The sequence below is a fragment of the Breoghania sp. genome (genome assembly GCF_030066895.1).
In the GTDB taxonomy this organism is placed as follows: domain Bacteria; phylum Pseudomonadota; class Alphaproteobacteria; order Rhizobiales; family Stappiaceae; genus Breoghania.
Genome location: NZ_JASJAV010000017.1, coordinates 1 through 12,818, shown reverse-complemented (window position 1 = coordinate 12,818; position 12,818 = coordinate 1). Strand labels below are relative to the sequence as shown.

Sequence of the window (12,818 nt, the reverse complement as noted above, 5' to 3'; positions counted from 1 at the left end):
TGGCGGGCATCTCCACAGCGTCAGCGTTTCCGAACATGGGGGTTAGCCTTTGTTGTCTTTCGTTCATTTCAGGATCGTTGGGCAAATCGGTCGGTAGCACGGATCAATTGATCCAGGTTGCCGGGTTCGGAATAGGCGTGACCGGCATCCTCGATGAGGTGGAATTCGGCGTCGGGCCAGGCCTTGTGCAGGTCCCAGGCGGTGCGCGCCGGGGTGGCCATGTCGTAGCGGCCCTGCACGATGACGCCAGGAATGCCCTTCAGCTTGTAGGCATCGCGCAGAAGCTGGCCTTCATTCATCCAGCCCCCGTGGACGAAATAGTAGTTCTCGATGCGCGCAAAGGCGAGCGCGAAGTGGCCGTCCTTGAACTTCTCGAAAGTGCCGGGATCGGGCGCGAGCGTCAGGGTCTCGCCTTCCCAGATCGCCCAAGCCTTGGCGACCTCAAGCTTGACCTCCTCGTTGTCGCCGACCAGACGGCGGCGATAGGCAGCCATCATGTCGTCGCGCTCATCCTCGGGGATAGGCGCCTGGAACCGCTCCCACTTGTCGGGATGGAGCATGGAGGCGCCCGACTGGTAGTACCATTCCAGCTCGAAGCGGCGCAGGGTGAAGATCCCGCGCAGGATCAGCTCGCTCACGTGTTCAGGATGGGTCTCGGCATAGGCGAGCGCCAGCGCGGAGCCCCAGGAGCCGCCGAAGACCTGCCACTTCTCCACGCCCACCATTTCGCGCAACCGCTCGATATCGGCGACCAAATGCCAGGTGGTGTTGGCCTCCAGTTCCGCATGCGGGCGAGAATGGCCGCAGCCGCGCTGATCGAACAGCAGGATGTCGTAGGCCTCGGGATTGAACTGGCGACGATGGACAGGAGAGAACCCGCCGCCCGGTCCGCCGTGCAGAAACACCACCGGCTTGGCGCCCTTGGTGCCGCAACGCTCCCAATAGATCTCATGGCCGTCGCCGACATCGAGATAGCCCGTCTCATAGGGCTCGATCGGCGGGTAGAGGGTGGCGAGCTCGCTCATTTCGTCTCCTTTGCGGCCTGGCCCCAACCTTCGGTGGCGGGCGGCCAGTCGCGCGTGTCGTGATCCGGGTGCTGATAGGACACCAGGTTATCGATGATGTTGGCAATATCCGGATCTTCTTCCGTCGTCATGCCGGGCAGACAATGCAGCCGATCCACATAAGGCAGCTTTGACTCCATCCCGAACTGGATGGTCGGCACGATGGTTTTCGGGTCGTCGAAGGTGCCGATGGCGATCGCGACGCCTTCGGATACCTCGTAGGTCAGCGGCGTGCCACAGTTTTCGCAAAAGCCGCGGCGCATATCGTTGGAGGACTGGAAATGGCGAGGTTGCCCGCGCGTCCAGGTCAGTTGATCGTCGGCTACGGAGACGAAGGGCGCAAAGAAATTGCCGAGCGCCTTCTGACACATGCGGCAATGGCAGATCGAGGCCTGTCCAAGCGGACCGGCGACGGCAAACCAGACGGCGCCGCACTGGCACCCACCGGTACGACGGGAATTCTCACTCATCGCCATGTCGTCCACTCCCCTTCCAATGTCTGCAGCCTCTCCAAGGCCCACATATGCAGCCCATCCTTCGAGACGGGCCGTCGGCCCTGCTCAGGATGACGTTATCGTGCGGTTGTTTTCGAAAGAACGAGCAACATGCACAACGTCATCCTGAGGAGTCGTCACAAGACGGCGTCTCGAAGGATCGGCCAAGCATTCCGCGTTCCCGTCCTACCTCTTCAACTCCCACGTCGTTTCCATCTCGCCCGTTTCCGGGTTCTTGCCGTCCTTCAGCACGATGCCCTCGGCGGCGAGTTCGTCGCGGATGCGGTCGGATTCGGTCCAGTTCTTGGCCGCACGCGCCGCAAGGCGATCCGCGATCAAACCTTCCACGCGCACGGCAAGTTCCGGATCGGCCGTGGCGGCTTCTGCCGTCTGCGCTTCCACGTCCTGCCAGCTCTCCGGCATCAGCCCGAGGAAGGCGGCCGCATCGGCGAGCTTTTGTACCGCACCGATATCGCCGGAACGCGCCGCACGCGCAAAGCCGTGCAAGGCCGCAATCGCACGCGGGGTGTTGAGATCCTCGCACAGGGCCTCCACCACCTCGACCGGCGGCTCAGCATCGCTCGATGTCTCGACACCGTCGATCAGCTTCGCCCAGCGCTCGATAAGCTTTTCAGACTCTTCCAGCCCCTTCTGCGTGAAGTCGAGCGGCTGGCGGTAATGGGCCGACATCAGCGTCAGCCGCACCGCAGCCCCCGGCCAGGTGCGCCCGCCCACCTTATCGCTCTCCAGAAGCTCGTGGACGGTGATGAAGTTGCCGAGAGACTTCGACACCTTCTCGCCCTCGACCTGCAGGAAGCCGTTGTGGAGCCAATAGTTCGCCATTTTCTGCGTACCGTGGGCACAGCAGGACTGGGCGATCTCGTTCTCGTGGTGCGGAAAGGTCAGATCGATGCCGCCGCCATGGATGTCAAAGACCTCGCCCAGGTGCTTGCCCGCCATGGCGGAGCATTCGATATGCCAGCCGGGACGTCCGTCTTCCACAATCCCGCAGGGGCTCGGCCAGGACGGCTCGCCGGGCTTCGACGGCTTCCACAGCACGAAATCCATCGCATCGCGCTTGTAGGGCGCCACTTCCACGCGGGCACCGGCCACCATGTCCTCCAGCGAACGACCGGAAAGCTTGCCGTAGCCCGGCATCTTGCCGACCTCGAACAGCACATGGCCTTCCGCCACATAGGCGAAGCCCTTGGCGACGAGGTTCTCGATCATCGCCTTCATGTCGTTGATGTGCTCGGTGGCGCGCGGCTCCATTGTCGGCAGCAACGCGCTCAGCGCGGCCATGTCGGAGTGATACTGGGAGGCGGTTGTTTCCGTCACTTCGCGGATGGTGCGCTTCTCCACCTCCGCACGCGCGTTGATCTTGTCATCGACGTCGGTGATGTTGCGCGCATAGGTGACGTAATCAGCCCCGTAGAAATGGCGCAGCAGGCGGAACAGAAGGTCGAAGACGACCACCGGTCGCGCGTTGCCGATATGCGCATAGTCGTAGACGGTCGGGCCACAGACATACATGCGCACGTTCACGGGATCGATCGGCGTGAAGGCTTCCTTAACGCGCGTGAGCGTATTGTAAATAACAAGATCCATAGGCACCCCGTCCCACGTTGCCAGCGAGGCGCTAGCCGGGGCGTTCGTCATGCAATTTCGGGCAGGAGGAAACGGCCACAGCCAGCGATTTCGCTAGCCGCAAATAATCTCGTCGCTAATGCGAATGATGATGACCGTATTCACGCTTTAGCGGTGTAAGGCACATCGGTGCAGGGGTCAAGTTGAACGATTGCGATGAAATAGCGATGAACGGGCGCTGAACGGCGTTCCAAAGACACATTCAGACCAATACGGCCATTGTCGATACGTTCGGAAACAGTTGCGAGTACCGAAGATGTCGAAAATCATATTCCTGGGCGGGATGAGAGGAAAAGCGAGCGGTGTAGATGCTCCGGCCCTTCCGCGCCCCAAAATACGGCCGCGCCTGAAGGCCCGGCTCCGCCCGCATCCCGAATATCGCCCCTACACGCGGTTCGGCCGCGGCGAAATGACCACCCCCGAGAAGGTGAAGGCCATCCTCGCCGGTATCATCATCGGGCTGATGCTTGCCGCGCCCGTCGCAGCTCTCGTGGCAGTTGCGGGCAACAGGGATCCCACGGCCTTCCACGATCTGTCGCCCTGGTCCTTCGGCGTGGACCGTTAAGCGGAGGGGACGCGCACCGTCAGTCCTTGAGGTAGTCGCCGCATTTGGCGGGTGTTTGGTCGCCCCAAGGCATGATCGGCACGGTGGAGGTGGAATTCTTCGGCGATCCCTCCACCAGCTTGTCCGAATAGATCACGTAGACCAGCACGTTGCGCTTGGCGTCGCAACCACGCACGATCCGCATCTTCTTGAAGAACAGCGAACGGCGCTGACGGAACATCTCCTCGCCCTGCTCGAACTCGCCCTTGAAGGAAATCGGCCCCACCTGCCGACAGGCGAGCGAAATGTCGGAGACTTCCTCCGCCACGCCGAGCCAGCCGGGAATCCCACCCTTTTCCGGAACGGCGAAATGACAGGCGACGCCGTCGATCAACGGGTCGTCGACCGCATAGGTGGCGAGCTTGTGATCGGGAGTCAGAAACTTCCAGACGGTCGAGCGCTTGAAGATCAGTTCCGGCTCGTCCGCGGCCCCGGCCGGTGCGTTCACCGTCACCACCGCCATCGCGGCCATGTCGCGGCAAGCATCGCGCGAATACCCTTGCACATTGTCTTTCCTCTCACTGACAAATTCTCCGCCCACGTAGTGTAGCAGATGCGGACTTGCCAGACCTTGCGACGTTTACCGTCCGCGCCGCAAAGCAAAGCCGAGCATCAAGAAGCAGAACACAACGCCGGTCAGCGCCAAAAAGGCCCATTTGTAGCCCGAGGTGCGGTTGAACTCCTCCATCAGGCGGATGGAAACACCCTCCCCCTGCCCCAGCATGCGGAAAATCAGCACGTTCTCCCAGGCATCGAAGGCGACGGCGAGAAAGGGCGCGACGAGGAAAATGAACCCGACGGCGGAGCGGATGCGTTGGCCCGCGGGCTGCCGGCGACGATTGTCATAGGGAGAGCGGTGGTGCGCCCGGTTGTCCGGGATACCGCGCAACCATAAGATCCGCAACCGACGCCCGCACCATAGGCGACGACCAGCACCATGTCGAGCGGCACCATCACGAAACGATAAAGCCGGCGCCCGTCCTCGCCGAGCACCATCATCAGGTCGCGCACCTGATCGAAGGTCATCGACCCGCGATAGAGATCGAACGGCAACCCGCCGTCCGGCAAAAGCCGCGGCAACATCACGAACCCAATGAACGCGACGATCGCCGCTGCAAGGCCGAGGCCGACAAGCGCGATGAGAGCCGGTGATGCGTCTGGTCATGACACATGATGTGCCAAGCAAACGGGGTGGTTTCAACGAGAAAAGGAAATATCTGGGCGGATGCTCATCCTTCGAGACGACCCTTACGGGCCTCCTCAGGATGACGTTATCGTTGTATTGACCTCGAAGACACCGTCAACACGCACAACGTCATCCTGAGGAGCGGTCACAGACCGCATCTCGAAGGATGGACCGCGTGCTCCAAGCCTACCGCCCGACCTCAAAGTTCCTCTTTCGCCAGCGCGATCGCCTGTTCCAGCACGCTCAATTCGCCGATGTGATTGGCAAGCAGAAACACCAGCCGCGCGTTGAGGACCGCGCTGTCCTTTTCATCGAGACCGCGATGGGCATCGACGATCATGTTGTAGGCCGCATCGGGCGCGGCCAACTGGCTCGTGGTGATGAGATCCATCATGGCGCTTTTTCCTTCTTATGCGGACGCAACAGGTCGACCCTTGGCGCGAGCGATCGCCTCAGCGACCTTGCGCGCCTCGAAATGACGGAACCGGGCGGCAAGGTGTTGATCGGGCCGGACCACATGGGTCGCGCCGGGCGTTGCATCGAAGCGGCGGTGGAACTGGCCCGTCTCGTCGATAATCTCCCCGCCCACGATACGAAGGTCCGCCCCCTCCACCGCGTTGGGTACGCTGCCATTGGCCACGTGGAGCACGGTGAAGCCCGCGCCCAGTTCATCGTGCAGCTACGTTTCCCTGCCCTCGGCGGTTCTGAGTGTCGCATCGGGCACCGGCGCGCCGAGCTTCGCGGAGCCGGAAAAGGCCTCCGTATCGGGCGTTGAGAAATCGGTTGCGTAGGTCACGGACTGCGACAGACGGCCGGAATTCACCATCGCGCGGGCAAATTCCGTGCGCGCGGCCAGATGCAGCACGGCGTTGCGCAGCGTACGTTCCATCTCCGTTTTCGGGGCGATGAAGTCGGTGGAGCGGGTAGAATGGCCGATATTCTCGTCCGCCGCATCCGAGCGCTCGGCGTCATACGTCGCCATCAGCGACGTATCCGCCTCGCCCTTGAGGATAAAATCGAGCTTCCAGGCGAGGTTTTCCGCATCCTGCACGCCGGAATTGGCGCCGCGCGCACCGAACGGCGAGATCTCGTGGGCGCTGTCGCCGCAAAAGACCACGCGGTCATGGACGAATCGATCGATCCGGCGGCACTGGAAGGAATAGAGCGACACCCATTTCAGCTCGAAATTGGAATGACCCAGCATCCATTCGATGCGCGGAACGACGTTTTCCAGCTTCTGCTCGGTCTCCGGATCAGCCTCCGGCCCGAGTTGCAGGTCAATACGCCAGATGTCATCGGGCTGCTTTTGGAGCAGCGCCGATTGTCCGGCATGGAAAGGCGGATCGAACCAGAACCAGCGCTCGACCGGAAAATCCGCGGTCATCTTCACGTCCGCGATCAGGAAGCGGTCGTCGAAAACCTCACCCTTGAATTCCAGGTCCATCATGGCGCGCAACGGCGATTTCGCGCCATCGCAGGCAATCAACCAATCGGCTTCGATCTCGTAAGGACCATCCGGCGTCTCGATTGTCAGGCGGACGCCGTCGGCGTGGCTGTCGATCGCTGAGACCTTGTTGCGCCAGCGCAGATCGATCCGAGGCAATTCAACGATACGTTCGACCAGATAAAGCTCGGCGTAATATTGCTGCAGGTTGATGAAGGCGGGCATCTTGTGGCCGTCTTCGGGCAGCAGGTCGAACTGATAGACGAGATCGTCACGCAGAAAGTCCTTGCCGACCTGCCAGGTGATGCCCTTGTCGACCATCGGCTTGCCGACGCCGAGGCGATCCCAGATTTCCAGCGTGCGCTGGAAAAAGCAGATGGCGCGCGAGCCCTCGCCGATGCGGTCGGCATCGTCGAGGATCACCACCTCATTGCCGCGCATGGCCAGATCGATGGCAACCGTCATGCCCACCGGTCCGGCGCCGACTACCACGATCGGATGACGGGGCGGTTTTCCGGTTGCTGCGAAGGCATCCTGATCCGCCGCGCGGGCGTAGCCGAACTGATAGAACGCCTTGCGTGACCCGGTTCCCATACCGGGGCCCGCATTTGCGGACGCGTTGACGGGCGCAGCCCGGCCTCCGGCCTCGGTTGCTGCCATACTCTACTCCCAAGATATCGCACCGCCCCGGTTATACCGCTACGGCACCCTCCCAACTTTGCGCTGGATCACGCGCCGCCTCCCAACGGCTTGATGCGTGATGCGTGGCGCTGCCTTCTTGCGGAGGCCGTCGCGAAGGATCGGCCTCCGCACTGAACTCCCTACTCGGCGTCCTGAAGCGCTGCCCACATCTCGCGGTCACGTTCCGCCGTCCAGATCTGCGGATGGTCGAGGCCCTTAACCTCATCATAGGCGCGCGCCACGTTGAAGGGCAGGCAATGCTCGTGAATGGCGAAGCTGCCGAATTTCGGATCCATCGCCTCGCGTGCAGCGTCGAACGCCTCCTCCAGCGAGCGGCCTTCCTCAACCGACTGCGCAACGGAGGTATAGAGCGTCGTCAGGAAATCCCGCGTCAGCGCGATGCCGTCGGCAACCATCTTCGGCGAGGTCAGCGCATCGCCGCGCCCCGGCACCACGGCCTTGGGCTCGAAGGCGGCGACCCGGCCCAGCGTCTCCGACCAGTCGGCGAAATGCGCGTCACCGCAGTAGCAGGCGGAATGGTATTCCACCAGATCGCCGGAGAACATCACGCCCGCATCCGGCACCCAGACGACGATATCGCCCATCGTGTGCCCGCGGCCCAGATGCGTGATCTTCACTTCGCGCTTGCCCAGCCACACGGTCATGGAGGAGCCGAAAGTGAGGGTCGGCCAGGCCAGGCCGGGGACGGTGTCGGCCCCCTGGAAAAGGAGCGGGAAACATCCCTGCTCGCTGTCCCATTCCTGCTGGCCGCGTTCCACGATCATGCGGTAGGTGAGATCGGAGGAAATGATCTCGCTCGCCCCGTAAGCAGACGCGCCCAGCACGCGCACGGCGTGATAATGCGACAGCACCACGTGCTTGATCAGCTTGTCGGTGACGGTGCGGATGTACTCGATCACCTTTTCCGCCATGGCGGGCGTCGCCTGGGTGTCGATCACCATGACGCTCTCGTCGCCGACGATGATCCCTGTGTTCAGATCGCCCTGCGCGGTGAAGGCATAGCAACCGGGACCGATCTCGAAAAACGAAATCTCCTTTTCTTCCATGTCACCGGCGGATGCGAATTGTTTGCTCATGGCTTACTCCCCAAGTGGCCAAATGCGCGTTTCACGCTTCTGATCGACCGTTAATTTGTAACCGTCAACGATCGCGCGCGGCGGACGGTCTCGTCGAAATGCCCGTGTTGCACCGAAACCGAATGATTGTCATCCCCGCGAAGGCGGGGATCCAGTACCCACAGGATCAGGCATTCCAGCACCGCCGAGGCGTCTCTGTGATGCTGGATTCCCGCCTTCGCGGGAATGACAGGTTCCGAGCGAACGGGTCAATCGTGCCCCCGGGCATGCAACGCCCGGAAGATAACGAAATACCCCCACCCTTTACCCCACATACTGCTCCACGACCTGATCGATCGCACCGAAGACTGACAGCCCCTCGTCGTCCTTCATCTCGATGCGCACGCGATCGTCGAAGCTCATGAAGGGGGGGTCTGGCCGCGCCTTGCGTGATCGTCTCCACCATGCGCTGCATCGGCGATGCAAGCATAACCGACACCGCCCTCGCCGATCGGCTTGCCGGGCCCGCCGTTGAGCTTGTTGGAGATCGTGCCCGATCCGACGATGGCGGCCGGGTCAGCGCGGCATGCGAGACGAGCCACGTCAGATCGAAGGTCATGTCGACATCGCAACGCGCCTTGCCGAAGAGCTTGCCGTTGTACTCCACCAGCATGGGCAGCGCGATGGTGCCGCCGGTCCATGCCTCGCCCAGTTCGTCCGGCGTCACCGCGACAGGGCCAAAAGCCGAGGAGGGCTTTGCCTGGAAAAAGCCGAAGCCCTTGGCAAGCTCGCCGGGGATCAGATTGCGCAGCGAGACGTCGTTGACCAACATCAGGAGCTTGATGTGATGAGCGGTGGATTCCGGCGTGATGCCCATCGGCACATCGTCGGTGACGACGGCGATCTCGGCCTCGAAATCGGTTCCCCAGGCATCGTCCGCCATCCGGATCGCGCTTCGCAGCGCCAGGAACGCGTCCAAGCCGCCCTGATACATCAGTGAGTTGTTCCAGAAGCTTACCGGCATCTCCACCCCGCGCGCCTTGCGCACCAGCTCCACGTGATTGACGTAGGCAGATCCGTCCGCCCACTGGTAGGCGCGCGGCAACGGCGACAGGCACAGCGTCTCGTCGAAGGGTTTGCCGGGGATCTGGCCGATGTCGAGCCGCGTTGACAGATCCCGCAGATCGGGCTCGGCCTTGCTCCAGTTGTCGAGCGCCTGCTGCATGGTTCCGGCGACCGCTCCGGCCGGGGTGTAACGGGTGAGATCGCGGGAGACGACGACCAACTGTCCGTCACGAGTGCCGTCGCGCAACGTCGCGAGCTTCATGTATTTCTCCTCACCAGATATCGGCACGCTCTTCCCAAAGCGGTCAAGGATGGGTGAGTCTAGACGGTGAAAATGCGACCGTCTCGCCTCCGGTTGCACGCAGCGTCAATGGGCCTCGGCGGAGGAGAAGAGGAAGCGGAGCAGCGGAGGTGCAGCTTGTTGTACTGGATTCCGGATCTGGCCATGCAGCTTCGCTGCAGACTGTCCGGAATGACGAGCAAGGGGAGAGTTGTAACCACCCCCCGAATGATGTGCGAGCAGTACCCGGTGTTAGCGTTTGCTTACAACTCAGCCCCCTCCCTCATTCCGGACAAGTGAGGCAAAGCCGAACGCCGATCCGGAATCCAGCGCAACAAGCCGCGCTGCAGGCGCTCCGCATCTCCCCCGCAGCGCCCGGTTTCCCCCTACCTCAACGTCCGCTAGATTACCCGCATTGTTCGTCTCACCATTTTCGGGACCCCGGCGACAAAACGGCCGGTGGAAGCGTATGCGTCTTGGATCCGGATCACTGTCTGCCGTCTTGAGCCTCGCCGTCCTTCTGGCTGCCGGGGTAACCGGCGATGCGCAGGCGCGCGACGGGCGCTGCTATGCGCTTGAGGACGAACTGGCGCGGCTTTCCAGCATTACCGACGACCGGTGCGGCGGGAAGAAAGTGCACCAATGGGACAGGGCGCTGCAAGAGGCGGCCGACCGGCTCGACATGCTGGATCAGCGTGCCCGGCGGGCCCATTGCGGCGGCGGGTTTCTGTTCTCCTCGCCCGATCCGCGCGTATGCGCCGGGATCGACCACGATATCGCAGACATGCACGCCCGCATGGCGCGGCTGTCGCGCAATCTCCATGCAGCGCTCCGGCACGAGCAAGACCGCCCAGCGCATGGCCAAGGTGCGCGAGCAGCTTTCCGCCCTGCGCTGTAATGCTCCAGATTATCGAGCAGGATCGCGCGAGCCCGATTCCCGCTATCCGCAAGCCGCGAATACCAACGGCCGGGATTCCGGCGCCTGGAGACTCGCAAGCCCCAACCGCAACGGCGTCATCGACAATCGCCCGCCGCAAGCACAGCACGAGAGCGGACTGTTCGGAATGTTGTTCGGCGGAGGAGAGCGCAATCGCGGCGAACGCGACTACTACACGCCCTATGAGGACCGGAACAATTACGGCGGCGCACCTATCGAACGCTGTGCGTCAGGCGCTGCGACGGGTTCTATTTCCCGATCTCGTTTTCCACGACGGAAAACCAGTTCTTGCAGGATGCCGACCAGTGTCACGCCATGTGTCCGGGCACGGATGCGGAGTGTTCCTGCAAGTCGTCGAACATGTCCGTGGCGGGGCTCGGCAACCGGTACAATGGGGACATCACGCCGCTGACGAGCACGGAACGAGGCACCGCGCTCAATGCCAGCGGTTCCGACCCGGCTTCCGAGTGGACCGAGGACGACTGGAATTCGGAAAGGGTGTGGAATCCCGACGAGCCGTGGGACACGAATGAACCCTGGGATTCAAACGACCCGTGGGACGGCTATCGCGCCGATCACAACGGGGATCTCGTCACCGAGACCCGGCCGCTCGCCAAGTTGCCCGCCGATGAAGATCCGGACACGGTCCTGAACCGGCGCGGGGCCTATGTTCCGAAGCCTGCGGAAGCCGCACCGCCGAAGACGGCCGCAGCAGAGACTTCCCAAAAGGGCGAAACAGCCAAGACTGCGTCCGTGCCGACCCGTGTCAGGCGAGTCGGTCCAAAGTATTTTGTCGCCCAATAAGGGGCAGCAGACGCGCCAGTTCGGGGCCATGCTCGCGCCCGGTCAGAGCCTTTCGGAGAGGCATGAAAAGCCCTTTGCCCCTGCGCCCGGTGGCCGTCTTCACGGCATTCGTCCAGGTCTTCCAGGTTTCGCCGTCCCAGGGCTCCTCGGGTAACAGCCCGGCCGCCTTGCTCAGAAACTCGCGGTCTTCCTCCGCGATGACCGGCTGCATCTGACCCGAAATGATCCGCCACCAACCGACCGCATCGGCCAGCTTCTCCAGGTTTCCCGAAACCGCTTCCCAGAATTCGCTGACCTTGTCGGACGCAACCCCCATCGTCACCAGACGGTCGGCCACGCTTTCCACCGGAAGGTGATGCAGAAGCCGGGCATTCAGGTTTGAGAGATCCGACGGGTCGAACCGGGCCGGTGCGCGCGAGACGTGGGAGAGATCGAAGTGCTCCGTCAACGCATCGAGATCGACCATCGGCTCCACCGCATCCGATGTGCCGATCAGCACGGCAAGGCTCGCGACCGACATCGGTTCGTAGCCAACCTCGCGCAGCGCGGTGATGGACAGTGCGCCGGAGCGCTTCGACAGCCCCTCCCCGCTTGCCGTCGTCAGCAGGTTGTGATGGCCGAAGATCGGCGGCGTCGCGTTCAGCGCATGGAAGATCGCGATCTGCACGGCGGTGTTGGCGACATGCTCCTCGCCGCGAATGACATGGGTCATGCCAAAGTCGATGTCATCGACGATGGAGGGCAACGTGTAGAGGTAGGTGCCGTCCTCGCGCAGCAGGACCGGGTCGGACAGCGAGGTGAGATCGACGCTCTGGTCTCCCCGACACAGATCGGGCCAGGTGATTTCGGACCGGCGCGTCTCGAACGGGTCCGTCTCGTAGTTCGGCAGCAGAAAACGCCAATGGGGCTTGCGGCCTTCCGCTTCCAGGGCGGCGCGCTCCTCGTCGGACAGTTTGAGCGCGGCGCGGTCATAGGCCGGCGGCAGCCCGCGCGCACGGCGACGCTTGCGCCGTCGTTCGAGTTCGTCCGGCGTCTCGTAACAAGGATAGAGCAGGCCTGCGGCCTTCAGCTTCTCGGCTGCGGCATCGTAGAGCGCAAAGCACTTTGATTGGCGTTCGATGCGATCGGGCGTGATGCCGAGCCATTCGAGATCGCGAATGATCGCTTCGGCATATTCCTCGCGGGAGCGTGCAACATCCGTGTCATCCAACCGCAGCACGAAGGATCCGCCCCGTTGCCGGGCAAACAGCGCGTTGAACAGCGCAGTGCGCGCGTTGCCGATATGGATCATACCCGTGGGCGAAGGGGCGAAACGGACGGTTGCAGTCATGTTTTTCGCTGGTTGCCTTTGTTTGCAGATCCCCGTCACCACGGCACGGCGGCGCGGGGGATGTCGTATTTGGGTTGAGCTTCTACTCTGGATTGCCGCCCGCGCCAACGCCGGGAAGTGGATTACTTGCATCGGAGCGCGAAGACCGATTGCGGAGCAAGCGGCCCATCCTTCGAGACGGCCTTCGGCCTCCTCAGGATGACGTT

Annotated in this window: 12 protein-coding genes and 2 pseudogenes; 3 read left to right on the top strand and 11 right to left on the bottom strand. The window is 62.6% G+C overall.

Going from position 1 to position 12,818, the window contains the following annotated elements:
• Positions 1-68: 68 nt before the first annotated feature.
• The 3 genes from pip to cysS all read right to left on the bottom strand — a co-directional run bounded on the left by pip (position 69) and on the right by cysS (position 3,166).
• Positions 69-1,025, bottom strand: a complete 957-nt coding sequence (pip, locus tag QNJ43_RS16560) for a prolyl aminopeptidase (protein WP_300471711.1) — start codon at positions 1,023-1,025, stop codon at positions 69-71.
• Positions 1,022-1,540, bottom strand: a complete 519-nt coding sequence (locus QNJ43_RS16555) for a GFA family protein (RefSeq protein ID WP_300471710.1) — start codon at positions 1,538-1,540, stop codon at positions 1,022-1,024. The genes pip and QNJ43_RS16555 overlap by 4 nt, the downstream gene beginning before the upstream one ends.
• Positions 1,541-1,744: 204 nt before the next feature.
• A complete protein-coding gene (cysS, locus tag QNJ43_RS16550) occupies positions 1,745-3,166 on the bottom strand; it encodes a cysteine--tRNA ligase (RefSeq protein ID WP_300471709.1) in 1,422 nt (473 codons plus the stop codon).
• 448 nt (positions 3,167-3,614) lie between these two features.
• On the opposite strand from cysS, the gene QNJ43_RS16545 reads away from it, so the two are divergent.
• Positions 3,615-3,770, top strand: coding sequence for a hypothetical protein (locus tag QNJ43_RS16545; RefSeq protein ID WP_300471708.1), 156 nt, complete (start codon positions 3,615-3,617; stop codon positions 3,768-3,770).
• A gap of 19 nt (positions 3,771-3,789) precedes the next feature.
• Here the strand turns inward: QNJ43_RS16545 and QNJ43_RS16540 are convergent, their stop codons facing one another.
• The 7 genes and pseudogenes from QNJ43_RS16540 to QNJ43_RS16510 all read right to left on the bottom strand — a co-directional run bounded on the left by QNJ43_RS16540 (position 3,790) and on the right by QNJ43_RS16510 (position 9,523).
• Positions 3,790-4,281 carry a CreA family protein gene (locus QNJ43_RS16540; RefSeq protein WP_300471888.1) on the bottom strand — a complete coding sequence of 164 codons (492 nt, stop codon included), beginning with the start codon at positions 4,279-4,281 and terminating at the stop codon, positions 3,790-3,792.
• 108 nt (positions 4,282-4,389) lie between these two features.
• Positions 4,390-4,548: a hypothetical protein gene (locus QNJ43_RS16535; RefSeq protein ID WP_300471707.1), complete on the bottom strand. Its 159-nt coding sequence runs from the start codon at positions 4,546-4,548 to the stop codon at positions 4,390-4,392.
• Positions 4,542-4,895: a hypothetical protein gene (locus QNJ43_RS16530; protein ID WP_300471706.1), complete on the bottom strand. Its 354-nt coding sequence runs from the start codon at positions 4,893-4,895 to the stop codon at positions 4,542-4,544. Before QNJ43_RS16530 ends, QNJ43_RS16535 begins: the two co-directional genes overlap by 7 nt.
• A 299-nt stretch (positions 4,896-5,194) precedes the next feature.
• On the bottom strand, positions 5,195-5,386 hold the full coding sequence (locus tag QNJ43_RS16525) for a DUF2783 domain-containing protein (RefSeq protein WP_300471887.1): 192 nt from the start codon (positions 5,384-5,386) through the stop codon (positions 5,195-5,197).
• Between the two features lie 18 nt (positions 5,387-5,404).
• Positions 5,405-7,033, bottom strand: a pseudogene (locus QNJ43_RS16520) (FAD-dependent oxidoreductase).
• A gap of 227 nt (positions 7,034-7,260) precedes the next feature.
• Complete coding sequence (locus QNJ43_RS16515) at positions 7,261-8,217, bottom strand: MBL fold metallo-hydrolase (RefSeq protein ID WP_300471705.1); 957 nt, start codon at positions 8,215-8,217, stop codon at positions 7,261-7,263.
• 303 nt (positions 8,218-8,520) lie between these two features.
• Positions 8,521-9,523: pseudogene (locus QNJ43_RS16510) on the bottom strand (fumarylacetoacetate hydrolase family protein).
• Between the two features lie 520 nt (positions 9,524-10,043).
• On the opposite strand from QNJ43_RS16510, the gene QNJ43_RS16505 reads away from it, so the two are divergent.
• Together QNJ43_RS16505 and QNJ43_RS16500 are read left to right on the top strand one after the other, a co-directional pair.
• The gene (locus QNJ43_RS16505) at positions 10,044-10,439 is read left to right on the top strand and encodes a hypothetical protein (RefSeq protein ID WP_300471704.1); all 396 of its coding nucleotides are present in this window, start codon (positions 10,044-10,046) and stop codon (positions 10,437-10,439) included.
• Positions 10,440-10,700: 261 nt separating this feature from the next.
• Positions 10,701-11,282: a DUF2865 domain-containing protein gene (locus QNJ43_RS16500; protein ID WP_300471886.1), complete on the top strand. Its 582-nt coding sequence runs from the start codon at positions 10,701-10,703 to the stop codon at positions 11,280-11,282.
• Here the strand turns inward: QNJ43_RS16500 and gltX are convergent.
• Positions 11,245-12,612, bottom strand: coding sequence for a glutamate--tRNA ligase (gltX, locus tag QNJ43_RS16495; protein WP_300471703.1), 1,368 nt, complete (start codon positions 12,610-12,612; stop codon positions 11,245-11,247). The two genes, QNJ43_RS16500 and gltX, sit on opposite strands and share 38 nt — an antisense overlap.
• Positions 12,613-12,818: the final 206 nt, after the last annotated feature.

Excerpts from the sequence above, each read along its gene's own strand:
- pip (WP_300471711.1), bottom strand. The coding sequence starts at position 1,025 with ATGAGCGAGCTCGCCACCCTCTACCCGCCGATCGAGCCCTATGAGACG.
- QNJ43_RS16555 (WP_300471710.1), bottom strand. The coding sequence starts at position 1,540 with ATGGCGATGAGTGAGAATTCCCGTCGTACCGGTGGGTGCCAGTGCGGC.
- cysS (WP_300471709.1), bottom strand. The coding sequence starts at position 3,166 with ATGGATCTTGTTATTTACAATACGCTCACGCGCGTTAAGGAAGCCTTC.
- QNJ43_RS16545 (WP_300471708.1), top strand. The coding sequence starts at position 3,615 with ATGACCACCCCCGAGAAGGTGAAGGCCATCCTCGCCGGTATCATCATC.
- QNJ43_RS16540 (WP_300471888.1), bottom strand. The coding sequence starts at position 4,281 with ATGGCCGCGATGGCGGTGGTGACGGTGAACGCACCGGCCGGGGCCGCG.
- QNJ43_RS16525 (WP_300471887.1), bottom strand. The coding sequence starts at position 5,386 with ATGGATCTCATCACCACGAGCCAGTTGGCCGCGCCCGATGCGGCCTAC.
- QNJ43_RS16515 (WP_300471705.1), bottom strand. The coding sequence starts at position 8,217 with ATGAGCAAACAATTCGCATCCGCCGGTGACATGGAAGAAAAGGAGATT.
- gltX (WP_300471703.1), bottom strand. The coding sequence starts at position 12,612 with ATGACTGCAACCGTCCGTTTCGCCCCTTCGCCCACGGGTATGATCCAT.